Source organism: Millionella massiliensis (assembly GCF_900104655.1).
GTDB classification, from domain to species: Bacteria; Bacteroidota; Bacteroidia; order Bacteroidales; family Rikenellaceae; genus Rikenella; species Rikenella massiliensis.
Genome location: NZ_FNWD01000002.1, coordinates 1,558,823 through 1,582,389, shown reverse-complemented (window position 1 = coordinate 1,582,389; position 23,567 = coordinate 1,558,823). Strand labels below are relative to the sequence as shown.

General features: G+C 59.4%; 17 protein-coding genes. 10 read left to right on the top strand and 7 right to left on the bottom strand.

Annotated features, from left to right (window positions below):
• The 5 genes from BQ5379_RS06200 to BQ5379_RS06180 all read left to right on the top strand — a co-directional run bounded on the left by BQ5379_RS06200 (window position 1) and on the right by BQ5379_RS06180 (window position 4,876).
• Window positions 1-741, top strand: coding sequence for a glycosyltransferase family 2 protein (locus BQ5379_RS06200; protein WP_071135568.1), 741 nt, complete (start codon window positions 1-3; stop codon window positions 739-741).
• A gap of 11 nt (window positions 742-752) precedes the next feature.
• On the top strand, window positions 753-1,427 hold the full coding sequence (locus tag BQ5379_RS06195) for a lipid-A-disaccharide synthase N-terminal domain-containing protein (protein WP_071134633.1): 675 nt from the start codon (window positions 753-755) through the stop codon (window positions 1,425-1,427).
• Entirely contained in the window at window positions 1,403-3,007 is a 1,605-nt protein-coding gene (locus BQ5379_RS06190; RefSeq protein WP_071134632.1) for an ArnT family glycosyltransferase, read from the top strand. The genes BQ5379_RS06195 and BQ5379_RS06190 overlap by 25 nt, the downstream gene beginning before the upstream one ends.
• A gap of 2 nt (window positions 3,008-3,009) precedes the next feature.
• Complete coding sequence (locus BQ5379_RS06185) at window positions 3,010-4,032, top strand: NAD-dependent epimerase (RefSeq protein ID WP_071135567.1); 1,023 nt, start codon at window positions 3,010-3,012, stop codon at window positions 4,030-4,032.
• A gap of 337 nt (window positions 4,033-4,369) precedes the next feature.
• Window positions 4,370-4,876, top strand: coding sequence for a 3'-5' exonuclease (locus tag BQ5379_RS06180; RefSeq protein WP_071134631.1), 507 nt, complete (start codon window positions 4,370-4,372; stop codon window positions 4,874-4,876).
• Between the two features lie 446 nt (window positions 4,877-5,322).
• Here the strand turns inward: BQ5379_RS06180 and BQ5379_RS06175 are convergent, their stop codons facing one another.
• The 5 genes from BQ5379_RS06175 to BQ5379_RS06155 all read right to left on the bottom strand — a co-directional run bounded on the left by BQ5379_RS06175 (window position 5,323) and on the right by BQ5379_RS06155 (window position 14,007).
• Window positions 5,323-8,472 carry a beta-galactosidase, LacZ type gene (locus tag BQ5379_RS06175; RefSeq protein WP_071134630.1) on the bottom strand — a complete coding sequence of 1,050 codons (3,150 nt, stop codon included), beginning with the start codon at window positions 8,470-8,472 and terminating at the stop codon, window positions 5,323-5,325.
• A 133-nt stretch (window positions 8,473-8,605) separates the two neighbouring features.
• Entirely contained in the window at window positions 8,606-10,819 is a 2,214-nt protein-coding gene (locus tag BQ5379_RS06170; protein WP_071134629.1) for a GDSL-type esterase/lipase family protein, read from the bottom strand.
• Window positions 10,820-10,860: 41 nt separating this feature from the next.
• A complete protein-coding gene (locus tag BQ5379_RS06165; RefSeq protein ID WP_071134628.1) occupies window positions 10,861-11,898 on the bottom strand; it encodes an acyltransferase family protein in 1,038 nt (345 codons plus the stop codon).
• A gap of 607 nt (window positions 11,899-12,505) precedes the next feature.
• Entirely contained in the window at window positions 12,506-13,264 is a 759-nt protein-coding gene (locus tag BQ5379_RS06160; protein ID WP_071134627.1) for an ABC transporter ATP-binding protein, read from the bottom strand.
• Window positions 13,264-14,007, bottom strand: coding sequence for an MlaE family ABC transporter permease (locus tag BQ5379_RS06155; protein ID WP_071135566.1), 744 nt, complete (start codon window positions 14,005-14,007; stop codon window positions 13,264-13,266). Before BQ5379_RS06155 ends, BQ5379_RS06160 begins: the two co-directional genes overlap by 1 nt.
• Window positions 14,008-14,353: 346 nt before the next feature.
• Between BQ5379_RS06155 and BQ5379_RS06150 the strand changes: the two genes are divergently transcribed.
• From BQ5379_RS06150 to efp, 5 genes are all read left to right on the top strand, one after another.
• Complete coding sequence (locus tag BQ5379_RS06150; RefSeq protein ID WP_071134626.1) at window positions 14,354-15,454, top strand: mannose-1-phosphate guanylyltransferase; 1,101 nt, start codon at window positions 14,354-14,356, stop codon at window positions 15,452-15,454.
• Window positions 15,420-16,814 (top strand): UDP-N-acetylmuramoyl-tripeptide--D-alanyl-D-alanine ligase, encoded by a 1,395-nt coding sequence (locus BQ5379_RS06145; protein ID WP_071134625.1) that lies wholly within the window; start codon window positions 15,420-15,422, stop codon window positions 16,812-16,814. The genes BQ5379_RS06150 and BQ5379_RS06145 overlap by 35 nt, the downstream gene beginning before the upstream one ends.
• A gap of 413 nt (window positions 16,815-17,227) precedes the next feature.
• Window positions 17,228-17,836: a polysaccharide deacetylase family protein gene (locus tag BQ5379_RS06140; protein WP_071134624.1), complete on the top strand. Its 609-nt coding sequence runs from the start codon at window positions 17,228-17,230 to the stop codon at window positions 17,834-17,836.
• 29 nt (window positions 17,837-17,865) lie between these two features.
• Entirely contained in the window at window positions 17,866-18,318 is a 453-nt protein-coding gene (locus BQ5379_RS06135; protein ID WP_071134623.1) for a YqaA family protein, read from the top strand.
• 67 nt (window positions 18,319-18,385) lie between these two features.
• Window positions 18,386-18,952: an elongation factor P gene (gene efp, locus BQ5379_RS06130; RefSeq protein WP_071134622.1), complete on the top strand. Its 567-nt coding sequence runs from the start codon at window positions 18,386-18,388 to the stop codon at window positions 18,950-18,952.
• 362 nt (window positions 18,953-19,314) lie between these two features.
• Here efp and uvrC read toward each other — a convergent pair whose 3' ends face one another.
• Window positions 19,315-21,201 carry an excinuclease ABC subunit UvrC gene (gene uvrC, locus BQ5379_RS06125; protein WP_071134621.1) on the bottom strand — a complete coding sequence of 629 codons (1,887 nt, stop codon included), beginning with the start codon at window positions 21,199-21,201 and terminating at the stop codon, window positions 19,315-19,317.
• A gap of 513 nt (window positions 21,202-21,714) precedes the next feature.
• Window positions 21,715-23,337 carry an ABC-F family ATP-binding cassette domain-containing protein gene (locus BQ5379_RS06120; protein ID WP_071134620.1) on the bottom strand — a complete coding sequence of 541 codons (1,623 nt, stop codon included), beginning with the start codon at window positions 23,335-23,337 and terminating at the stop codon, window positions 21,715-21,717.
• Between the last annotated feature and the right edge of the window lie 230 nt (window positions 23,338-23,567).

Genomic DNA, 23,567 nt, shown 5'->3' with positions numbered 1-23,567 from the left:
ATGAACAAAACCGCTGCCTATAAATTTACCATCATCGTTCCCGTTTATAACGAAGAAGACAATATCTATGCGCTCGAGGAGCGACTCAAAGCCTATCTGCCTGTGGCCCACGCTGCCGGCCAGCCCGCCTGCGTGCTGTTCGTCAACGACGGCTCGAAAGATGCCTCGCCCGAACGCCTGCGCGAAATCTGCGGTCGCAACCCGCACTTCTTCTGGCTCGATCTGGCACAGAACAGCGGTCTCAGTGCGGCCATGAAAGCCGGGATCGACGCGACCTTTTCGCCCCTGGTCGGCTATATGGACGCCGACCTGCAGACCACGCCCGAAGATTTCGACCTGCTGCTCCCGCACATGGATCAGTACGAAATGGCCATGGGGATCCGCACCGGCCGCAAGGACTCCTTCGTCAAGAACATGTCCTCGAAGATCGCCAACGGATTCCGCCGCATGATGACCCACGACGGTGTGGAGGATACCGGATGCCCGTTGAAGGTGCTCCGTACGGACTATGCCAAACGTATTCCCTTCTTCACCGGGATGCACCGCTTCCTGCCCGCGCTGATCCAGCTCCAGGGAGCGAAGGTGGTTCAGGTGCCCGTCCGCCACTTCCCGCGCGTGGCCGGCCAGTCCAAATACCACCTCTGGAACCGCCTCGCAGGCCCCTTCATGGACTGCTTCGCCTACCGCTGGATGCGTAAACGATACATCAACTACCGCACGGCCGGCAACAACCTCGAATAGGCCGACCCGTTATGCTCCTCTACGTCATCGGATTCCTCGCCCAGGTCTTCTTCTCGGCCCGTATCCTGTTGCAGTGGATACTCTCCGAGCGGGCCAAACGCGTTGTGTCGCCCTCCATCTTCTGGATCCTCAGTCTGGCCGGTTCCTACCTGCTCTTCATCTACGGGTGGATGCGCGACGACTTCGCCATCGTCCTCGGGCAGGTCATCTCGTATTATATCTACATCTGGAACCTCAGCGCCAAGGGAGTCTGGGCCAAGATTCCCGGGGTTGCGCGGCTCCTGCTGTTCATCACGCCCGTTATCGCCATCAGTTTCGCCGTGACCCACGCCGATACCTTCGTCCACGACTTCTTCCGGAACGAAAAGGTACCCCTGTGGCTGCTTATCTTCGGCTCGGCCGGACAGATCATCTTCACCCTGCGCTTCGTTTACCAGTACTTCTACTCGCGGCGGCAGGGCGAGTCGCTGCTGCCCGTCGGTTTCTGGATCATCAGCCTCACCGGGTCGGCCGCCATCGTGGCCTACGGGATCGTGCGCCACGACCCCGTGCTGATCCTCGGCCAGTCCACCGGCTTCATCGCCTATACCCGAAACATCCTCATATACCGTAAAGACCGGGCACGGCATGCCGAAGAAGCCCGCACCCAATCCGACGAACTATGCGAAAGCTCATCTATTCAATAGACTGGGGGCGTTACCTGCTCCTTTTCATCGCCGTCCTGCCGCTCTTCATTTTCCGCGACCTGACCCGGAACAACGAGCTGCGCTACCTGAGCATTGCCGACGAGGCCATCCGCGACGGTCACCTCTTCGCCTTCTACAACCATGGGGCCGCCTATGCCGACAAACCGCCGCTCTACCTTTGGATCGTGATGCTCGGCCGATTGATCTTCGGCAACAACATGGCCGGTCTGATGACCTTCATGAGCCTCTTCTCGGTGGTGCCCTCGCTCGTGATCCTCTGGATCATGAACCGCTGGGTGCGACCCTTCGTCAGCTACATCCCCGCCCGGCGGGCTGGACAACTGATGCTCTACACGAGCGTCTATTTCATCGGTTCAGCCGTGGTGCTGCGCATGGACATGCTCATGTGCATGTTCATCGTGCTGGCCCTCCACACCTTCTGGCGCATATACAGCGGCGAGTCCGACCGCGAAAACCACCTGCGGCGCGACCGGCTGCTCTTTCCTCTGTGGGTCTTTCTGGCCATCTTCACCAAAGGACCCGTCGGTATCCTCGTGCCGCTGGTGAGCGTGATCGTCTTTCTGATCGTTCAGGGCCAGTGGCGCAAGATCGGTGCCTACTGGGGCTGGCGCACGTGGGGAATCCTGCTCGCGCTCTGTATCGTCTGGTTCGGTGCCGTCTATGTCGAGGGCGGTACGCCCTATCTGGACAACCTGCTGGTCAAACAGACCGCCGGCCGCGCCGTGGATGCCTTCCACCACAAGGCGCCCATTTGGTACTACGGCGTCTCGATCTGGTACTCGCTGGCACCCTGGTCGATTCTGGTGATCGGCGTGCTCGTCTGGGGGCTGTGCCGCTGGCGCCGGATGGAGGTCACCGAGCTTGAACGTCTCTTCCTGGTGGTGGCCCTATCGACCTTCGCCGTACTGTCGATGGTCAGCTCCAAGATTCAAATCTATCTGCTCCCGGCCTTCCCTTTCTTTATCTATATCGCCGTGCTCTGGATTGCCAAAACCGGCACGCGCCGCTGGATGTACTGGCTGATCGGTGTTCCGGCTGCCGTTCTGGCGCTGACCTTCCCCGGACTCTTTGTGGCCGCGCGGTATGTCGATTTCCCGCTGTTCGACTCGCTCTTTGTGCCGATCGCGGCGGCGCTGACCACCCTGGCTTCGATCGGCTGCATCGTGTGGCTCTTCCGCCGTCGTCTCCATACGGCCATTACGACGCTGGCCGGAGGGCTGTTGGCAACGGTCTTTACCATCTCGTTCGCCGTGCCCCAGTTTAACGGCTACCTCGGTATGGGCGATGTATGCGGGGCGGCCAAGGCGGTCGGCGATGTGGCCGGCATCGACCGTTATTATACCTACGATATCGATCGGGCCGAAAACATCGATGTCTATCTGGGACAACCCGTCGAACTGCTTGAAACGCCCGAAGAACTCGCGGCTGTGCAGCAGGGGATTATCATCACATTCAAAGCACGTATCGGAACTGACGAGGCGCTGACCCGGACCTTTGCCGGGCATGAAATTCATCGTGTGGGGGACTATGCTTTCGGCGTGATTCTTAAAAACGAATGACCATGAAAATTCTGGTTACCGGTGCTGCCGGATTCATCGGCTTCCACACTGTGCGCCGCCTGATCGAGCGGGGCGACACGGTGGTGGGGCTCGACAATATCAACGACTACTACGCCGTCGAACTCAAACATGCCCGTTTGGCCGAATCCGGAATTGAACGGGCTGACGGAATCGGCGATCACACCCTCGTGGCGAGTGCCACGCTGCCCGGCTACCGCTTTGTGAAGGCCGACCTGACCGACAAGGCCTTTATCGACGCGCTGTTCGAAACCGAGCGTTTCGATGCCGTCATCAACCTGGCGGCGCAGGCCGGCGTGCGCTATTCGATTGAAAATCCCTATGCCTACGTCCAGAGCAACGTGCTGGGCTTTCTGAATATTCTGGAGGCGTGCCGCCACTTCCCCATCCGGCACCTGGTCTACGCCAGCTCGAGCAGCATCTACGGGCTCAACGAGAAGATTCCCTATTCGGAGAGCGATATGACGGACCGTCCGGTGAGCCTCTATGCGGCGACCAAAAAGTCGAACGAACTGATGGCCCACAGCTACTCCAAACTGTACGGCATTCCGGTTACCGGTCTGCGTTTCTTCACGGTCTACGGGCCGTGGGGGCGTCCCGATATGTCGCCGTCGCTCTTTCTGGAAGCCATTCTGGAGGGGCGGCCGATCCGCGTCTTCAACCACGGGAACATGTTCCGCGATTTCACCTACATCGACGATATCGTGCGGGGTGTGGTGGCGGTGCTCGATGCGGCGCCCGAGGCGAATGCACAGGGGGTGCGCGCGGCGGTGTACAACATCGGAAACAGCGAGCCGGTGGCCTTGATGGATTTCATCGGGGCGATCGAACGTGCTGCCGGGCGTGAGGCGCAAAAAGAGTATCTGGAGATGCAGCCCGGCGACGTTTACCGCACCTATGCCGACACGTCAGCGCTGGAACGGGACTTCGGCTATCGTCCTTCGACGCCGTTGCAGAGCGGCATCGACCGTTTCTGCGCCTGGTACAAGGCCTTTTACGGATTGTAGCGGGGGTGCGTGGATAGAGCCGCTGGGCGGAAGGGGTGTGAGAAAGAGGGGGGAAGGGAGAGGTGCGAGACGGAGGGGTGCGGAACCGAAGGAACGCGGGGCGGAATCGTTATTGTGTGCGGGGCGGCGAGCGACGGATATGATATGAGTGGCGTCGAAGAAAACGCCGGGAGTGGGTGACGGGATGCGTGAAGAGAGCTGCGGGTGACCAGAAATGAGGAGAACGGGGGGTGGAAAAGCTGGAGTGGGGAAACTGGAGTGGGGGAAACTGGGGTCGGGGAACAGAAACTGGCGAACCGGGGCGGGTGATTCGAGGCGGATATAGCGTGAAATTGATATGCAGAATTTTGCAGCCATAGATTTTGAAACGGCCAACGGCCAGCGGTCGAGCATCTGCTCCGTGGGGTTGGTGGTCGTCAGCGACGGGGAGATCGTGGAGCGGGTGCACCGGTTGATCCACCCGACGCCCAACTACTATTATCGCTATTTCACCGAGCAGATCCACGGGATCTCCGAGGCCGACACGCACGACGCGCCGCGTTTCCCCGAGGTGTGGGAAAACGAAATCGCCCCCCTGATCGAGGGGCTTCCGCTGGTGGCACACAACGCCCCGTTCGACGAGGGTGCTCTGCGTGCAGCCCATCAGGCTTACGGGATGGATTATCCTGCGGATTACCGCTTCTACTGTACGCTGCGTGCCGCGCGGCGCATGTTCCCCAAGCCGATCCTTCCTAATCATCGTCTGCCTACGGTTTGTGAGTACCTCGGCATTCCGTTCGACCACCACCACGATGCGCTGGCCGATGCCGAAGGTTGCGCCCGGATTGCCCTGCGCATTTTGTAGGCGGCCTGAGGCGGAAGAGAAGTGGCTGGTGATGATCTATTTTCCTCTTTAAGGTTAAGGGGAATTTTCAAGAATCCTTAATAATAAGAGAGGGTGTCTCTGTTGTGTGGGGGAGGAAGTGCTGTTTCCTTGTTGAATGTCATATCCATTTCTGATTATCTCGGATTTTAAGAGATGTGCGTAGCGTATCGCTGTTCGTGCCGCGAGTCTGGTATGGATTCCCCGGTTGTTCGGACGGAGTTGTGCGTGGCCGATCTCTCTCCTGTTTTCCGAAGGCGTAATGCCGATCGTTTTACCTCTCCCGTTCCCGTTGACAAAACGGACTTTCTCTCGTCTGTGATTCGCTGATTATGGCTGCTGCCATAAAGAAGGGGTCCCCGCCGAACGCTTCGGCGGGGACCCCTTCTTTCGGTTACGCACGGGATGGTGCGAAGGTGTGTCTCGTGTTACTGACGGGTAACCGGCTTGATCACAAAGTCGAATTCATAATCGCCGTAGGGCAGCAGATATTTCTGCAGCGGCCATGCACCCCAGCTGTCTTCGCAGCCCAGACCCATCTGTTTCGAGGCGATGTTCAGCGTCACGAAGTCGCGTTTGACGAGCGATCCGGAGTGGCGCTGGTCTTTGCTCGGGCCGTCGTCGAGATCGTCCATGGCGTAGGGCAGGGCCGAGGCTTCGAACGGTGCGTTCGATTCGATCATCAGGCCGACGCCGTCCACGTTGGTCTGTTTCCACCAGCGGAGGTCGCTCTTGTTGCCGCTCTCCTGCGGACGGATGTAACCCCAGTACTGGTCGTCGACCGACTGCGTGTAACGGCCGATCTTGGCGGCACCCTGACGGTCGATGTAGTTTTCGACCGGACCGCGACCGTAGAAGTCGATGGTGCGGAAGGCGGCCGGCATGGTCAGTTCCATCCCGAAGCGGAACAGGTGGGGCATCTTTTCCTGAGCCGGATCGGTCGTCAGTTTCTGTTTCACGCCGATCTCACCCGCGCCGTTGATCGTGTAGCTGATTTCGAGCGTGGCGAAGAGTTTGGGCAAATCGAAGGTGCTGATCACCTGGATGTTGCCGTTCGCGAGGGTCGAGTCTTTGATCGATTTGAGCTTCATCTCCGGATTTTTCCAGAGGGCGAAGCGGTTCTGCTGGCCGGCACCCATGTCGTTGTCGGTCGGGGCGCGCCAGAACATCGGACGCAGCGTGCAGCCCGTTTCGACCAGTTCGGTGCCGTCGAGCGTGTAGTCGGTCAGCAGGCCGGTCCAGCGGTTGAAGTAGATCTTGTTGTCGCCGGCAACCACCACGATGGCGCGGGTGTTGGGCTCGATGGTGGGAGCCACGGCGGTCGGAGCGGCTTCGGCGGTCCAGGCGTCGTAGGGGCGCACGCTCATCTGGTCGTAGGCCACGACGGTGCCGGCCGGCAGGATGCCGTCCTGTTGTTTGAGCAGGTATTCCACGTTGAGCAGCAGTTCACCGGTGGCGTCGGCCGGAACGGAGTAGCCCGGGAGGGTGATTTGGGCGCGTTGTTGCGGGGCGACGTTCAGCTCCATGACGGTACCCTGGCGAACCACCTCGCCGTCGGCTTTGAGCTGCCATACCATGTAGTAGCGCGACAGGTCGATGAAGAAGTTTTCGTTATAGACCTCCACGATACCCTTTTGCAGGTCGACGGGGGTGGTCAGGATCGAGCGCTGTACGAAGCCGGCTTCGTACATGTGGGGGTTGGGCTTGCGGTCGGGGTTGATCAGACCGTTGTTGTTGAAGTTGTTGTCCGAGACGGTGTATTTGCCGTAGTCGCCGCCGTAGGTGTAAATCATGTTGCCGTAGCGGTCGTATCCGCGCAGGGCCTGGTCTACGAAGTCCCAGATGAAGCCGCCCTGGAGGTTCGGGTATTTGCGGATCACGTCCCAGTAGTCCTGGAAGCCGCCGAGCGAGTTACCCATGGCGTGGGCGTATTCGCAGAGGATCACCGGACGGCCGTCGACGTTGGGGTTCTGGTTCCGGCCGAGTTGTTCCATTTCGGCCACGCGGGTGTACATCGGACACCAGATGTCGCTGTAGTGGGGTTCTTTGTTGTCCCAGATGCCGCGTTCGTACTGCACCGGGCGGGTCGGGTCGTACTCTTTAATCCATTGGTATTCCTGACGGAAGTTGTGGCCGTCGCCCGATTCGTTGCCGAGCGACCAGAAGATCACCGACGGGTGGTTCTTGTCGCGGATGGCCATGCGCGAACCGCGCTGGATGTGGGCTTGCTCGAAGCGCAGGTCGCTGCCGAGGTTCTCTTCGTCGTAGCCCATGCCGTGGGCTTCGATGTTGGCTTCGTCCACCAGGTAGATCCCGTACTTGTCACACAGTTCGTACCAGTAGGGGTCGTTCGGGTAGTGCGAGGTGCGGACGGCGTTGAAGTTGAACTGTTTGAGCAGTTCAATGTCCTTGAGCATCGTCTCGCGCGGCACGTGGTAACCGTAGGTGGGGTCGATTTCGTGGCGGTCGGCACCCTTGAAGAGTACGGGCTGTCCGTTGACGAGCACCTGCGAGTTCTTGATCTCGATCCGGCGGAAGCCGACTTTCACGGGGATGTATTCGCTCACGGCCTCTTTGCCGTTGGCCGGGTTGACGGTCACGAGCAGTTGGTAGAGGGTGGGGGTTTCGGCGCTCCATTTCTGCGGGTCGGTGACGGGGATTTCCACTTTCACGGCCCCTTTTTCGGGTTTGAGCCCCTCCTGCGTGGCGACGGTGCGGCCCGACGGGTCGGTCAGGGCGATGTCAACGCGGGTCGAACCGTTGGCGTTCAGCACTTCGGCGTCGACTTTGAGGGTAGCGTCCTTATACTGGTCGTCGAGTTCCGTTACGACGCGGATGTCGCCCAGACGGGTCTGCGGACGGGCGTACATATAGACGTCGCGAGCCACGCCGCTCAGACGCCAGAAGTCCTGGTCTTCGAGGTAGCTGCCGTCGCACCAGCGGAACACCTGGAAGGCGATCTTGTTCTCCTGACCCGGAACGAGGTATTTGGTCAGTTCGAATTCGGCGCCGAGTTTGCTGTCTTCGCTGTAGCCGACGAACTTGCCGTTTACCCACAGGTAGAGGTTCGAGGTGACGCTCCCGAAGTGGATGTAGATGGCATCGCCTTTCCAGTCGGCCGGGACGGTCACTTCACGGATGTACGAGCCGACGTAGTTGTCCTGTGTGGGGATCTGGGGCGGAGTGGGGCGGGTGATGTTGCTCCACGGGTAGCCGGGGTTGATGTAGACCGGGTCGCCGTAGCCGTTCACCTGCCAGATGCCGGGGACGGAGATCGTGGCCCATCCTTTGGAGTCGTAGTCGGTTTTATAGAAGTCGACGGGGCGCTGGTCGGCGTTTTCGACGAAGAAGAATTTCCACTTGCCGTTGAGCGACAAGAATCGGTCGGAGGCTGTGGGGTCGCCGCTCTGCGCTTTTTGAGGGGTCTCGTAGGCAAAGTAGGAGGCTCGCATGGGGGCTCGGTTGATCTCGTTCACCGCCGGGTCCTGCCATTCGGTGAAGGTTTGGGCTTGGGCGGTGTTGCTCAGGAGCATGGCTCCGGCCGCGACTGCCGCAAGGCTCAAAAGGGATTTTTTCATAGAAATTTATTGGGTTGTTGGTTTGTTTCGTGTGGTTCGGGTCTGCAACCAGACGCTCCGGTAACAAAGATAGTTTTTTAGTCGGAAATTGCGATAATGGCACCGAGTTGCTGCGGTGGTTTGTCCGGGTTGGCTAATACAGTTTGATAACCTGGCACCTCTTCCTGAATGTCGACACCGGCTGTTTGTGGGGGCCTGCGCCGCAGAGATTGGCTCGCGTGTAGGGCTGCCAGCCGTAACGTACCCATATCGAAGGACCGGATACGGATGGTGGCGGGAGCGTGGCTTCTGAATCGATGACGTAGACTTTCTTCCCGTCGATCAGGGCCTTGGCCGGATGGTAAATGCCGTTGTGGCTGGCGATTTCGAATGTTCGGGGTGCTTCGCCATCCAAGGTGGTCAGTGGTTGGCTGAATGTCAGGATGAGTGTGTCGCAATGTCGGAGAATATCTACGCATTGCGGGGACTCGAAGTCTTGAATGTTATGTCTGTATTCCCTGGCCAATGCTTTGAGGGCCAGTCGTTCGCCGATTGGTTTTTTGTGACGGGGATGTACGTCGGTCGAGTCGCCCAAATCTGAGCTGACGACCATGAGAACATTTTCGTACCAGTAAAGGCTTTTTTCGAGTTGCCGCTGGCTGTCGCGGAACTCCGGCCAGCTGGGGCGGTTCAGCGACGAGAGCTGTACGAAATAGAAGGATGGTTTCAGACCGGGATAATTCCGGTCGAACGCTTCGCGGAAGCTCTTGACCACGGCCGGGAAAATCTTTTCGTGCAGTTCGGGAAACTCGGCATTGCTTTCGCCCTGATACCAGATGAACCCCTGTACATCGTACCCGGCAGCCAGCGGAGCAATTCGGCTTTCGTACAGGTAGGCCGGTTCGAAGTAGTGGCGTTGCAGGGGGTTGGAAACCTTCTGCAGGTTGTTCTGGATGACCGATCTGACCCAGGCTCCCGTCATTTCGTTATTGCGCCAGTCGTAGAGCAGGTCGACCAGGGCGGGGTCGTTTTCCAGCGTGTTTCGTGCCACGAATCCTTCGGCCGTGGCGCCTCCCAGCGAGGTTTGGATGAGGCCGATGGGCACCTGCGGCCCCAGCGAGTCGGCCAGCATCTGACCGAAAAACCAGGCCACTGCCGAGAATGCCTCCATGGCTGCCGTGTCGCTGGCCGGAACCCACCCCTGCGGATTGCGGATGTAGTCCAACTGGTTCAGCCGGTACAGCTCCGTACTGTCCAGCGGCCCGCGGCCCTCCTGGGCGAACGTCGGATTGGTCCGGAACAGCCGGATACGGGCATTGGGGTGCGCTTCGTGGCGTTCGGCCGAGTTGATCACGGGCCACGACATGTTCGACTGGCCGCTGGCGATCCACACCTCGCCGACGCCCACGTTGCGGTAAATGGCCGTGGTGTCGGGGGTCGAGATGGTCAGCACGGCCGACAGTATCGGGTCGTGAAGCCGGAGGTGCATTTCCCATTTCCCGTCCTCGCCCGCCGTCACGGTATCGGTCGCGTAGAGGGTCGGGGCCGGTGCGCGTCGGGACTGCCGGGTGCCGGGAACCTGGTCGGAGAGGGTCACGGTCACCAGCCGTCCGGCGTTCGCCACCCCTCCGACGCGGATCATGTGGCCGCGCTGAAGTACCATGTTGTCCGTGTAGACCGGAGACATGCGCAGTTTGCCGAAATCTCCCGTGATCGCGCTGTAGACCCGTCCGGCAATCAGCCGGGCCCCTTCGGCGTTGGGGTGGACGGCGTCGGGAATCAGTTCGGGACGCGGTTTCAGAACCGATTCGAGGTCGATCAGCCCGGTATGCTGCGATTGGGCCACGATTTCGATGGCCTCCTGAATCTGCTGGTGCCAGTCGCGGGTGCCGGCCTTGAAACGGGGGTGACGGTGTGCGATGGGGGTCATGCGGCAGACGTAGACGCGTACCGAGGGGTTGGCTTCCCGGAAACGGGCGATCAGGGCGGCGTAGTCGGGGATGAATTCGTCGCGGTAATGGGGCCAGTTGCGGGGATCGGTGTCGTTGATGCCGAGGTGGATCACGACGATGTCGGGCCGGTAGGCCAGTGCCGCGGTGTATTCCGGGGTACGGGTGTAGGGATTGTGCCCTTTGTTGAGTAGGGTGGCGCCGCTGTGGCCGAAGTTGCGCACTTCGTAGCCCGGGCCGAGCAGTCGTCCCAGTACGGCCGGGTAGCAGTTCGTTTCGCGGTTTTCGACGCCGATTCCGTAGGTGATGCTGTTGCCGACGCAAGCCACGCGGAGCGTAGCCGAGGTGTCGGCCGTGCGTCGGGCGGCGACGGTGAGGGTCGTCGTTAGGAGCAGGCAGAGGAGAATAGTGCGTTTCATGGCGAGTGAAAGGGGTTGACGGTCTTAAAGGTACGAAAGTTTTACTGTCCGACCAACCGGGCGATCCATCGGCCCGCGGTCCACCGTTTCCCGTACTGGAGGGCCCGCCAGAGCAGCCACGGGAGGAGAATCCCGGCCAGCGAGCTGACGATGACGCCGATCCAGGGGGTGAGGTGGGCAATGTCGTAGCAGAGCACGCGCAGGGCGGATTGCGGGAACCAGGAGAAAAGGAAAATGGCGTAGGTGGCGCCGTCAAGCGGAGCGAGCAGCCGGAGGCGTGCCTGAAGGTAGGTGTGGCCGAGGGAGAGGGCGAACAGAATGCCGCACACGGCGGTCAGTTGGGCCATCAGCGGGTCGAGGGTGGCATACCCGGTGACGACGAGCACTACGGAGGTGGCGCCCCAGCCGAGTGAGGTCCAAAGGCTGCCGAGGTAGAGGGCCGGGTCGATCCGGTCCTGATAGGTGCAGTAGGCGATGCCGAGTACGAAGAAGAAGGCGAATTTGATGACTCCGGCGAGGTTGAGCCAAAGCACACCCGACAACGGGTTGAAAATCGAAAGTATCAGTGCAGCACAGGGCCATACCCACAGCGGGATGCGTCCTCCGAGGCGGACCGTTCGCAGCAGTTTGGCCAGCAGGACGGTGCCGGTCAGCAGGATAAAGATGGTGGGCAGGAACCAGTAGTAGACAATGACGTTTTTCGAGGGGACGAGGAGCATTTCGAAGTAGGCGCTCCACGAGAGGTCGACGGGTTTCACGGCCCAGCGGCTGAGCCACACCTTGGGCAGAAAAACGCAGGTGCTGATCAGCAGGTAGGGGACGAGCAGTCGTCGGACCTTTTTGTCGAGGAATCCGCCTCGGCCGCCGAACCGGATGCCGGCCAGTGGACAGGTGCCGGGAGCAGCGGCGGGTGCGGTGTAGCGGAGCAGGTAGCCGGAGAGGAAAACCCACAGGGGCATGTGGAAACTGTATATCCACCGGTATAGCAGGTTGTCGTGTCCGTCGGTGGGGAAGGCGTGGCCGACCACGACGAGCACGATGCCGAAGGCTTGCAGAAAACTGATATAGGGGTTGCGCATGGGTGTGAGTGTAACGCTATGCTGCAAAGGTACGATTTTCGCAGGTTTACGGGGCTGTGACGGCTGGTGAAGTAGTGCCATTAGCCGTGTCGGGCGTGTCGTGTCGGGGCATGTTCGAGGTTGGATAACGGGTGCAGGTGAAGTTGTGTCTCTGGCGGAATGGGGAGCAGAACCAGTAATTGCGGATGGTAATGTGGGGGGAGAATCCGTGATACATTGGGACCCGTTTGCGTTTGTCGCGTTCTGCCTGTGCTCGAACAAAAAAGTGCAGCCGGACATCCGCGCGGGAATCGGCGGCTGAATCGGTTGCACTTCTTGTATTTTCATGCAGTGTTCCGTGCTTTCAAACGGTGTCCGCTTTTCCTACCGGGATTGTACGGTCGACGCAGGCTCGGGTGGTGCAGCCCTCCCGGTTATCCGGCCGGAAAAATAGGGTGTACGATGCCCCAATTGCGAATATGGGCGGGCAATGGCGGATAATGAAACGGCCGAATGTCACGGGCAGCACAGCGAAACTCCGCAGGCTGATGGCAAGCGAGGCCGCGGGGAGGTTGTTCCCTCGACTTGCGGAGTGTCGGAATGGGGGTGTCTGCCGACCGGTCCGTGTCTATTTGTTGCGGTTGTTGCGGACTTTTCGCGCCATGGCCGAGGCGAAAATGAAGGCTTCGAGCTCTTTGTTGTCAGTGTCGAGGATGTCGTCCTTGGTCCCTTCCCACCATTTGCGGCCCTGGTAGATGAAGATGATGGTGTCGCCGATCTCCATCACGGAGTTCATGTCGTGGGTGTTGATGATGGTGGTGATGTTGTACTCCTGGGTGATCTCCTGAATCAGGTTGTCGATCACCACCGAGGTCTTGGGGTCGAGACCGGAGTTGGGCTCGTCGCAGAAGAGGTACTGCGGGTTCATCACGATGGCGCGGGCGATGGCCACACGTTTGATCATCCCGCCGCTCAACTCCGACGGGTAGAGGTGGTTGGCGTTGGTGAGGTTGACGCGTTGCAGGCAAAAGTTCGCCCGATCTTCCTTCTCGCTCTGCGACATGTCGGTGAAGAGGTCCAGCGGGAACATCACGTTCTCGATCACGGTCGAGGAGTCGAGCAGGGCGCCGCCCTGAAAGATCATGCCGAGTTTCTGTCGGATCTCGCGTTTGACCTCGAGGGGAGCTCCGCTGAAGCAGAGTTTGTCGTAGAGGATCTGTCCGCTGTCGATCTGGTGGAGGCCGACGAGACTCTTGAGCAGCACGGTTTTGCCCGATCCGCTCTGGCCGATGATCAGGTTGGTCTTGCCGGGTTGGAAGGTGGCCGATACGTGGTCGAGCACCAAACGGCCTTCGAATGATTTACAGATGTCTATGGCTTGTATCATCAGTCGATCAGCATGATTTGGGTGAGTACCAGGTCGAGGATCAGAATCACGATGCTGCTGACCACCACGGCGCGGGTGCTGGAACGGCCCACCTCGAGCGAGTTGCCCTTGGCGTAGTAGCCGTAGTAGGCCGATATGGTCGAGATCATGATCCCGAAGATGCAGGCTTTGATGATGGAGTAGGTGATGTAGAAGGTGTTGACGGCGTACCGGATCCCCGAAACGTATTCGAACGGCGGGAAGATCTGGGTGATTTGTACCACCACGTAGCCGCCGATCACGCCGATGATCATACTCATGATGGTCAGCAGCGGGAAGAAGAAGGCGGCGGCAACCACCTTGGGCAGGATCAGGTAGCTGGCTGAGTTGACCCCCATGATCTCCAGGGCGTCGATCTGTTCGGTGATGCGCATGGTGCCGATCTCGGAGGCAATGTTCGACCCCACCTTCCCGGCCAGGATCAGGGCCACGATGGTAGAACTGAACTCCAGCACGAGGGATTCACGGGTCGCGTAGCCGATCATCATCTTGGGAATGAAGGGGCTTTCGAGGTTGTTGGCCATCTGGATGACTACCACGGCGCCCATGAAAATCGAGATGATGGCGACGATGCCGATCGAGTTCAGACCGATGGCCTCCATCTCGAACAGTGTCCGTTTGCGGTAGATCGAGAGCTTCTCGGGGCGCGAGAACACTTTCTTCATCAACATCAGGTATTCGCCTGTCTCTTTGAGTATGCTCATCGTTGTGTGTCGTTTCTGTTTGTTTTGCCGGCGGATCGGCTGCCGGGGATCCGGAATGGCGGTGTGGTTCCCGGGACGCTCGGTCCGTTGCGGGAGGGGAGGGTTGGCGGTTCTCTTCCCGGAGCAGTATGCCGTCTCCAGCCGTCGGGCTTCGGGTTGCATCGGAATATCCCCCCTCGGCAAGCTCTCTGGCAGCCTCCTTTGTCCCTCCGTGTCACTCGTTTCCGGAGTGTCGGCATAAAGTACCGCTTGCTGACAAAGGTAATGAAAAAGCAGCAAAGGATATGCCGAATGAGAATTATGCCTTATCTTTGAACGATAAACCCATGACATTCATTATCTGAAAATGGCCCAACACAATAACTACTGCGTGATTATGGCCGGCGGAGTCGGTAGCCGCTTTTGGCCGTTGAGCAAGAGTCAAAAACCCAAGCAATTCATTGACGTATTAGGGACTGGGAAAAGTTTCATTCGCAGCACCTATGAACGGCTGTTGCCTGTGGTGCCGCCGGAAAACTTCCTGGTGGTCACCAGTGCGCAGTACAAGGATATGGTGTTGCGGCACCTGCCCGAACTGACTCCGGAACAGGTGCTTACCGAACCCGTGCGGCGCAATACCGCTCCGTGTGTGGCCTATGCCGCCTACCGGATCGCCGCCCGCGACCCGCAGGCCAACATTGTCGTTGCCGCTTCCGACCACCTGATCACCGGCGAGACCGAGTTCCTGAAGATCGTCCGCGAAGGATTCGAGTTCGTCAGCGGGAATCGGAAACTGCTGACCATCGGGATCAAACCTTCGCGTCCCGAGACCGGATACGGCTACATTCAGGTCGACCGGACTCCCCGTCCCGAAACCGAAGGCACCGCCATCTGCAAAGTCAAAACCTTTACCGAGAAACCCAATCTTGAGATGGCCCGCGTGTTCGTCGAGAGCGGCGAATTCTTTTGGAACTCCGGTATTTTTATCTGGTCCGTGCCCGGCATTCTGCATGCCCTGGAGACCTACCTGCCCGAGATGAACGCCCGTTTTGCGGCCGGCCGTGCCGACTACGGAACTGCTACCGAACAGTCGTTTATCGACGCCATTTACCCCTCGTGCGAGAACATATCGATCGACTACGGCGTGATGGAGAAATCGCCCGATGTCTATGTCCGTTGCGGCGACTTCGGATGGAGCGACATCGGTACCTGGGGCTCGCTCTACCTTCATGCCCGGCATGACGAACAGGAGAACGTGCTCGGCGGGGGCGGAAACATTCTGACCTACAACACCCGGGGGACGATTGTCAACGTTCCCGAGGGAAAAGTGGCCGTTGTCGAGGGGCTCGAGGACTATCTGGTCATCGAACGGGACAACGCCCTGCTCATCTGCCGCCGCAGCAACGAGCAGAATATTCGAAATTACGTGGAAGATGTCAAATACCGTTTTGGGGAAGAGTTTATCTAGACTCTACGAATTGTATTGCGAGAATGGCGGTCGGGTGACCACCGACAGCCGGAGTGTGGCGGCCCAGAGTGCCGAACATGACGGTGTGGGGCCCATTTTCTTTGCCTTGCAGGGCGAGAACTTCGACGGCAACGACTATGCCCGTCAGGCCGTGGCCGATGGAGCCGTGGCAGCCGTCGTACACGGCAAAATGCCCCGGGGCGTTGCGGCCGATTCCGAGGAGGCCCACCGTTACATTGTCGTGAAGGATACCCTGGCAGCGTTGCAGGAGCTCGCTGCCCACCATCGTGATATGCTGGGGCTGCCCGTGATCGCCCTGACCGGCAGCAACGGTAAGACCACCACCAAAGAACTGATGGCCCGTGTGTTGCGCACCCGTTACCGGGTAGCCTGTACGAAGGGCAATCTCAATAATCACATCGGCGTACCGTTGACGTTGCTCAGCGTGAGCGACCAGGACGACGTGGCCATTGTCGAGATGGGGGCCAACCATCCCGGCGAGATCGCCGCCCTTTGTGCCATCGCTCGGCCCGACATCGGGTTGGTGACCAACGTTGGACGGGCCCACCTGGAGGGCTTCGGTAGCCCCGAAGGGGTGCGTCGCGGCAAAGGCGAACTGTTCGACTACCTCGCTGCGCATGGCGGTACGGCCATCTACCGCTCCGACGATACGACCCTCGCCTCCATGATCGCCGAACGTTTCGGGGAGGGCTCCAGTGCCGTGGCCGTGGGATATACCGTGGCTGAACTCGGTGTGTCTGCAGCCGCCGGCACGCACGACGATCGGCTGGTGATTGTGGCCGACGGCGCCGGCGAGATGGCGACCGGCATGACCGGTGCCTACAACCTTTACAATGCGGCTGCCGCTCTGGCCGTGGGACGATATTTCGGCGTCGAGCCGGTCGATGCCCTTCGTGCTGTCGCTGGATACGAACCCGACAACAACCGTTCGCAGGTCGAACACTCGGCCAACGCCACCGGCAATACGCTCTACAAGGATGCCTACAATGCCAATCCGTCGAGCATGGCCGCCGCTCTGGACAACTTTTTCGGGCTGCCCGTCGCGGGTCGGCGCGTGGTGGTTCTGGGCGACATGCGTGAACTGGGCGACTTCTCTGAGGCTGAACATCGTGCCGTGGTCGAGCGTCTTTCGCTCCAGCCCGATCTGGACGTCTATCTGGTCGGTCCCGAATTTACGAAAGCGGCCGGCGAAACCTGCCCCGGTCATGTACAGGTGTTCGAATCCTCCGCCGCTTTGGCCGATGCGCTGAAGCGGGGCGAGGTAACCATTCGGGACGCCCATGTGCTGGTGAAAGGTTCGCGCGGCATCGCACTCGAAACCCTCTATCCGTTGCTTTAGAAAGCCAGCGGGTCGCGTGCAGGGGGGGAGGAACCGATCGAAGGTGCGGTTGCCGGGGGCTGAGGATTGCCGGGGTCTTCTCGCTGTTAGGGGAAACCGTTTCAGCGGTTTGGCTGCGAGGGGGCGGCGAACGAACGGGGCGGCGAACGAACGGGGCGGCGAACGGGTCGGCAAACCGGGCGGCGGGGAGACGTTGGAATAAATGGGAATAGGACATGGAGAGGTTCGCAGTGTGCCCACCCCTTAGCGTTTCTTCCCGTTTGGGGGGCGTAACCCTTGTTTCGCAGTTTTTGTCTTAAACACTGGTTCCGCAGGCGTAGCCCGGCAGGGAAGCGCGAACCGCGTATCCTTACCTGCGACAATTTGGTTATCTTTGCCACATTGAACCGTAATCCCCTCAGCGCGACATCGGTATGTATTTTCGCCCCCCGAAATTCATCAAACGTCTTTTTCCCGAGCTGAACTGGAACCTCAGCGAGCGCGGATCGATCTTTCTGACCTTCGACGACGGTCCCACCCCCGAGGTGACCGAGTGGGTGCTCGACACGCTCGACCAGTACGACGCCAAGGCGACCTTCTTCTGCCTCGGTAAGAACGTTGACCTTCGTCCCGACATTTTCCGGAAAATCAAGGCCCGCGGCCACGCTGTCGGCAACCACTCCTACAGCCACATCAAAGGGTGGGGAACCCCCACCGGACGCTATATCGAGGATGCCGACCTGGCCAACGAACTGATCCGGACCAACCTCTACCGGCCGCCCTACGGGCGGATCACCCGCAGCCAGATGCGGCGCATCTCGGAACGTTACCATATCATCATGTGGGACGTGCTGAGCCGCGACTATTCGCGGGCCGTTTCGCCCGAAGCCTGCGTGCTCAACGTCACGCGTCACCTGCACGAAGGGTCGATCGTCGTGTTTCACGACTCGGTCAAAGCCTCCCGAAACCTCTATTACGCTCTGCCGCGTGTGCTGGAGGCGATCCAGCAGGCCGGGTTGCGCTGCCGGAGCATCGAACTCTAAACACACACAAGCAAGACGGTCGGAAACACATGGAGTGGCTGCTCAATCTGGGATACCTCGGACTCTTTATCGGTTCGCTGCTGGCGGCGACCGTTATCCCCTTCAGCTCGGATTTTCTGCTGATCGGTATGCTGGCTGCCGGCGGAAACGTCGTCTGGACCGTGGTGGTCGCCTCGCTCGGCAACTGGAGCGGCGGCATGATCTCCTACTGGATGGGACGCGCCGGAAAATGGGAGTGGATCGAAAAGTGGTTCAAGGTCAAGCGCGAAACCCTCGAACATCAGAAATCCCGCATCGACCGCTGGGGCTCGTGGCTCGCATTCCTGTCGTGGCTGCCGCTGGTGGGCGATCTTTTCGCCCTGGGGCTGGGCTTCTACAAGGTCAACGTCTGGCAGGTGGCCCTCTTCATGCTGATCGGCAAAACGGCCCGATTCGTCGGGTGGGCCGTGGTCGTGGAGTGGATACGCCCCATGTTTGCGTAAAACCCGTCTTTTTCATACCTTTGCACCTCCAATTCATACTTGTTCCATCTAAAAAACAAAACCATATATGGCAACTACCGCAGACATTAAAATCGGGATGTGCATCGACTTCAACGGCAAAACCTGCCAGATCGTCGATTTCCAGCATGTGAAACCGGGCAAAGGCCCTGCCTTCGTGCGCACGAAACTCAAAAACCTGGAAAACGGTCGCACGATCGATAACACCTTCACTGCCGGCGCCCCGATCGAACCGGTACGTGTCGAACGCCGCCCCTACCAATTCCTCTACGAAGACGACTTGGGTGCCAACTTCATGCACACCGAAACCTTCGAACAGATCGTCATCGACAAAAAACTGATCGACAACGCCGACCTGATGAAAGAGGGTGAAATCGTCGAAGTCATGTTCCGTACCGACAACGAACAGGTGCTTTCGGCCGAACTGCCCCAGCTCGTCGAAATGGAAGTGACCTACACCGAACCCGGTCTGAAAGGCGATACCGCTTCGTCGAATGCCCTCAAACCCGCTACCGTCGAAACCGGCGCCACCATCAAAGTACCGCTGTTCATCAACACCGGTGAAAAGATCCGCGTCGATACCCGTACCCGCGAATACTACGAACGTATCAAATAGTTTCCCTCTCCCGGGGGGGCGAGTACGGTTGGTGCGAGTCGCCCGGCGGGAGTATGACGGAGAGCAGATGTGCGAGGGGCGAGAGGTGAAGCTCGGTGGTGGTGAGTGAGGCTTCGGACAGAGGAGAGGGGCAGGGACGAGGGGCCGGAGCTCGTAGTCGTTGATTCGGAGAGCCTTGAAGCCAATCTCCGTCGGAAAATATCGAAACAGTTCGCGGGGCATCAGGTAAATCTACCTGATGCCCCGCGAACTGTTTGTGTATGGTGCCCAACTGGGGAGAGAGCGACCGTAGACTTCCGCCCGCCGAAGAACCGTAACCGGGCCGCGGCGCACCTCTGCCGTCGCACAAGGAGCCGTTTGGATTATTGGGCCGATGTATCGGAAACGGAATCGGTGATGGAATCGGAACCGGCGGCTGTGCTCGCCCTTTGGTGCAGATAATCGAGCAGAATGCGTGCCCGCTGCGGGCCGATCAGCTCGGCCAGTTCGGGCTCGGGCGTGCGCGACATCCGCGCCAGCGTCCGGTAGCGTTTCAGCAGGCGGTCGATCGAGGTCTTGCCCAGCCCCGGAACACTCTCCAATTCGGATTTCAGGAAATTGATCGACCGTTTTTGACGGTGGAACGTGATCCCGAAGCGGTGGGCCTCGTCACGGATGTGCATCAGAATGCGCAGCGATTCGCCCGTTTTGTCGAGGTAGTGCGGAAGCGGGTCGCCCGGGAAGTAAACCTCCTCCATACGTTTGGCCAGCCCCACGACCGATACTTTGCCCCGTAGCCCCAGTTTTTCCAGTGCCGTGAAGGCGAACGAAAGCTGCCCCTTGCCGCCGTCGATCACGATCAGGTCGGGCAGCGGCTGATTTTCGGCCAGCAGCCGTCCGTAACGTCGGGTGAGCACCTCCTCCATCGAGGCGAAGTCGTTGGCTCCCACGACGGTCTTGATGTTGAAATGGCGGTAGTCCTTGCGGCTGGGGCGTCCGTCGCGGAACACGACGCACGAGGCGACGGGGTTGGTCCCTTGGATGTTGGAGTTGTCGAAGCACTCGATGTAGCGCGGTTCGACGGGCAGCTTCAGGTCCTTCTGCATCTTGGCCATGATGCGGTCGGTGTGGCGGTCGGGATCGGTCTTCTCGATCTGTTTGAACTTCTCGAGGCGGGCCAGTTTGCAGTTTTTCTCGGCCAGCCGGAGCAGTTCGAGTTTGTCGCCGCGCTGCGGAACGGTGAAATTGACGGTGGGGAAGAGTTCCGGGTCGGGTTGCAGCGGGACGATCATTTCGCGCGGGAGCGGCGTTCCGGCTTCACGGGCGTCGGCGAAAATCTGGCCCAGCGCGAAGGCGAGCAGTTCGTCGGGGGTCTCGTCGAGACGTCCCCGCATCTCGAAGGTGAAGGAGTGGACCACGGCTCCGTGGACGATCCGCATGTGGTTGCAGAACGAGGCTCCTTCGTCGTTCAGCACATACACGACTTCGAGGTTGGTGAGCGTGGCGCTGACGATCACCGAGCGGCTGCTGTAGTTGGAGAGCAGCTCCAGTTTCTCCTTGACCTGGGCGGCCTGTTCGAAGTGGAGCCCCGCGGCCAGCCGTTTCATCTCGGCCGTGAAGTACTCCTGGGCCGGACGCAGGTCGCCGCGCAGGATGTTTTTCGCGCTGGCGATGTAGTCGGCATACGCCTCTTCGCTGAGCTGGCCGACGCAGGGGCCGAGGCAGTTGCCGATGTGGTATTCGAGGCAGACGGAGTAGGTCCCTTTAGAGATGGCCTGCGGGCTGAGGTTCAGTTTGCAGGTCCGCAAAGGGTAGAGGCCGCGGATCAGTTCGAGCACGGCGCGTTGCATGGTCACCGACGAGTAGGGGCCGAAGTACGACGAACCGTCCTTGACGAACTTCCGGGTGGAGAAGATGCGCGGGAAGGGCTCGTTTTTGACCACGATCCACGGATAGCTTTTACTGTCCTTGAGCAGGATGTTGTAGCGTGGCTGGAGCTCTTTGATGAGGTTGTTTTCGAGCAGCAGGGCGTCGGCTTCGCTGCCGACGACGATGTGGCGCAGGTCGGCGATCTGCCGCACCATTACCTGCACCTTGCGGGTGTGGTCGGCGCGGCTGACGAAATAGGAACTGACTCGACGTTTGAGGTTTTTGGCCTTGCCGACATAGATAATGGTCCCTTCGGCGTTCAGGAACTGGTAAACGCCGGGGCTGTCGGGCAGCAGGGCCACTTTTTCTTTGACTTGTTGTCGGGTCGTTTCGTCGATCATGGGTGTCGACTTTTATCTGGTTTTGCGGGTACTGGCATCACCGACCAGTTGGGGTAGAGGCTGCCATCTCAAAAGTTTTGGTGCCGCTTTTTACAAAAAGCGGCAGTCGCGTACGGCGCAGATACTTGTCTCGCACTATACGGAACCGTCCCTTTCTTGTAAGAAAGGGACCCAAAGAACTTTTCGTCGGATGCTGCGCATCCTAAACGGCGGGTCATCGACCTACTGGGGGTAGAGGCTGCCATCTCAAAAGTTTTTGGTGCCGCTTTTTACAACCGAGCAACGTGCCGAGACCAGAAACCGCTTGCGGGGTTTGGCGAGGTAGTGCGAGGAAAACGCAGTTAAAAAGCGGCAGTCGCGTACGGCGCAGATACTTGTCCTGCACTGTGTGGAACCGTCCCTTTCTTGTAAGAAAGGGACCCAAAGAACTTTTCGGCGGATGCTGCGCATCCTAAACGAGTGGGTCATCGACACTTGTTGGGTGAAGGTGTCACCTGGGCGGTACCTCTGCCGTTAATCGCCGTTGTAAAGCCGGTTCAACTGCGTCTGGATCTTCTCGCTCATGATGTACTCGTCGTACTCCATGTATTTGTCGACCATGCCGTAGGGCGTGATCTCGATGATCCGGTTGGCCACCGTCTCGATAAATTCGTGGTCGTGCGACGTCATCAGCACGATGCCCGGGAACGATACCAGCGAGTTGTTGAACGCCTGGATCGACTCCAGGTCGAGGTGGTTCGTCGGCGAGTCCAAAATCAGCGTATTGGGGTTCTCGATCATCATCCGCGCGATCATGCAGCGCATCTTCTCGCCCCCGGACAGCACGCTCACCTTTTTGTACACCTCTTCGCCGCTGAAGAGCATCTTGCCGAGGTAGCCGCGCAGGAAGAGCTCGCTGGTGTCGGGCGAGAACTGGGCCAGCCAGTCGATGATCGAAAGATCGGAGTTGAAGTAGGCCGTGTTGTTGACCGGCAGGTAGGCCGATTTGATGGTCACGCCCCATTCGATCATCCCCTCTTCGGGCTGGAGGTTGCCCGTGATGCATTCCAGCAGCGCCGTAACGGCACGCGGCTCGCGCGAGAGGAATACCACCTTGTCACCCTTCTCGATGGTGAACGAGAGGTTACGGAACAGCGTCTCGCCGTCCGGGGTCGAGTAACTCAGGCCGTCCACGCCCAGAATCTTCGTCCCGGGGTCGCGTTCCGGTTGGAAAATGATGCCGGGATATTTGCGCATCGACGGTTTGATCTCCTCGATGTTGAGTTTTTCGAGCATCTTTTTGCGCGAGGTGGTCTGTTTCGATTTGGCGACGTTGGCCGAGAAACGCTGGATGAATTCCATCAGCTCTTTGCGTTTCTCTTCGGCTTTCTTGTTCTGCTGGGCCTGCTGACGGGCGGCCAGCTGGCTCGACTGGTACCAGAAACTGTAGTTGCCGGCAAAGAGGTTGATGTCGCTGTAGTCGATGTCGATGGTATGGGTGCTGACGGCGTCGAGGAAGTGGCGGTCGTGCGATACGACCAGCACCGTATTCTCGTAGTTCGAGAGGTAGTTTTCGAGCCACATGATGGTGTTGACGTCCAGGTCGTTGGTGGGCTCGTCGAGCAGCAGGTTGTCGGGCTTGCCGAACAGTGCCTGGGCCAGCAGCACGCGCACCTTCTCCTTGGCGTTGAGGTCGCCCATCAGCGAGTAGTGGAGCGACTCCTTGATGCCGAGACCGCTGAGCAGTTCGGCGGCATCGCTTTCGGCATTCCAACCCTCCATCTCGGCGAATTTCTCTTCGAGTTCGGCGGCGCGGATGCCGTCTTCGTCCGAGAAGTCCTCTTTGGCGTAGAGGGCGTTTTTCTCCTGCATGATCTGCCATAGGGGCTGGTGGCCCATCAGCACGGTGTCGAGCACGGTGTACTGGTCGTACTCGAAGTGGTCCTGTTTAAGCACGGAAAGCCGTTCGCCCGGACCGAATGAGACGCTGCCGCGGGTGGGGTCGACGTCGCCGCTGAGCACGCGCAGAAAGGTCGATTTGCCGGCTCCGTTGGCGCCGATCACGCCGTAGCAGTTGCCGGGGGTGAATTTGAGGTTGACGTCCTTGAACAGGACGCGTTTGCCGAATTGTACTTCCAGATTCGATACCGTTATCATGCTTTCCGTGAAAAAATTGGGGTTTGAAATGCAAAGATACCCAAATTTCGAGATTCGCTTCCATCCGGAGGGCGCTTCGTCTCGGAAGCTGAGCCTGCGCGCGGAGCGGCGGTGCGGGATGACGGTCGTGCGGCAAGTTTGCGGGGCGAGTCTGCGGGGCGCAGTTGGTTGCGGTGCGTTAAAGGCAGGAGGCGTTCTCCACTGTACTGGGGAGAACGCCTCCTGTCTGG

Excerpts from the sequence above, each read along its gene's own strand:
- BQ5379_RS06200 (WP_071135568.1), top strand. The coding sequence starts at position 1 with ATGAACAAAACCGCTGCCTATAAATTTACCATCATCGTTCCCGTTTAT.
- BQ5379_RS06195 (WP_071134633.1), top strand. The coding sequence starts at position 753 with ATGCTCCTCTACGTCATCGGATTCCTCGCCCAGGTCTTCTTCTCGGCC.
- BQ5379_RS06190 (WP_071134632.1), top strand. The coding sequence starts at position 1,403 with ATGCGAAAGCTCATCTATTCAATAGACTGGGGGCGTTACCTGCTCCTT.
- BQ5379_RS06185 (WP_071135567.1), top strand. The coding sequence starts at position 3,010 with ATGAAAATTCTGGTTACCGGTGCTGCCGGATTCATCGGCTTCCACACT.
- BQ5379_RS06180 (WP_071134631.1), top strand. The coding sequence starts at position 4,370 with ATGCAGAATTTTGCAGCCATAGATTTTGAAACGGCCAACGGCCAGCGG.
- BQ5379_RS06175 (WP_071134630.1), bottom strand. The coding sequence starts at position 8,472 with ATGAAAAAATCCCTTTTGAGCCTTGCGGCAGTCGCGGCCGGAGCCATG.
- BQ5379_RS06170 (WP_071134629.1), bottom strand. The coding sequence starts at position 10,819 with ATGAAACGCACTATTCTCCTCTGCCTGCTCCTAACGACGACCCTCACC.
- BQ5379_RS06165 (WP_071134628.1), bottom strand. The coding sequence starts at position 11,898 with ATGCGCAACCCCTATATCAGTTTTCTGCAAGCCTTCGGCATCGTGCTC.
- BQ5379_RS06160 (WP_071134627.1), bottom strand. The coding sequence starts at position 13,264 with ATGATACAAGCCATAGACATCTGTAAATCATTCGAAGGCCGTTTGGTG.
- BQ5379_RS06155 (WP_071135566.1), bottom strand. The coding sequence starts at position 14,007 with ATGAGCATACTCAAAGAGACAGGCGAATACCTGATGTTGATGAAGAAA.
- BQ5379_RS06150 (WP_071134626.1), top strand. The coding sequence starts at position 14,354 with ATGGCCCAACACAATAACTACTGCGTGATTATGGCCGGCGGAGTCGGT.
- BQ5379_RS06145 (WP_071134625.1), top strand. The coding sequence starts at position 15,420 with ATGTCAAATACCGTTTTGGGGAAGAGTTTATCTAGACTCTACGAATTG.
- BQ5379_RS06140 (WP_071134624.1), top strand. The coding sequence starts at position 17,228 with ATGTATTTTCGCCCCCCGAAATTCATCAAACGTCTTTTTCCCGAGCTG.
- BQ5379_RS06135 (WP_071134623.1), top strand. The coding sequence starts at position 17,866 with ATGGAGTGGCTGCTCAATCTGGGATACCTCGGACTCTTTATCGGTTCG.
- efp (WP_071134622.1), top strand. The coding sequence starts at position 18,386 with ATGGCAACTACCGCAGACATTAAAATCGGGATGTGCATCGACTTCAAC.
- uvrC (WP_071134621.1), bottom strand. The coding sequence starts at position 21,201 with ATGATCGACGAAACGACCCGACAACAAGTCAAAGAAAAAGTGGCCCTG.
- BQ5379_RS06120 (WP_071134620.1), bottom strand. The coding sequence starts at position 23,337 with ATGATAACGGTATCGAATCTGGAAGTACAATTCGGCAAACGCGTCCTG.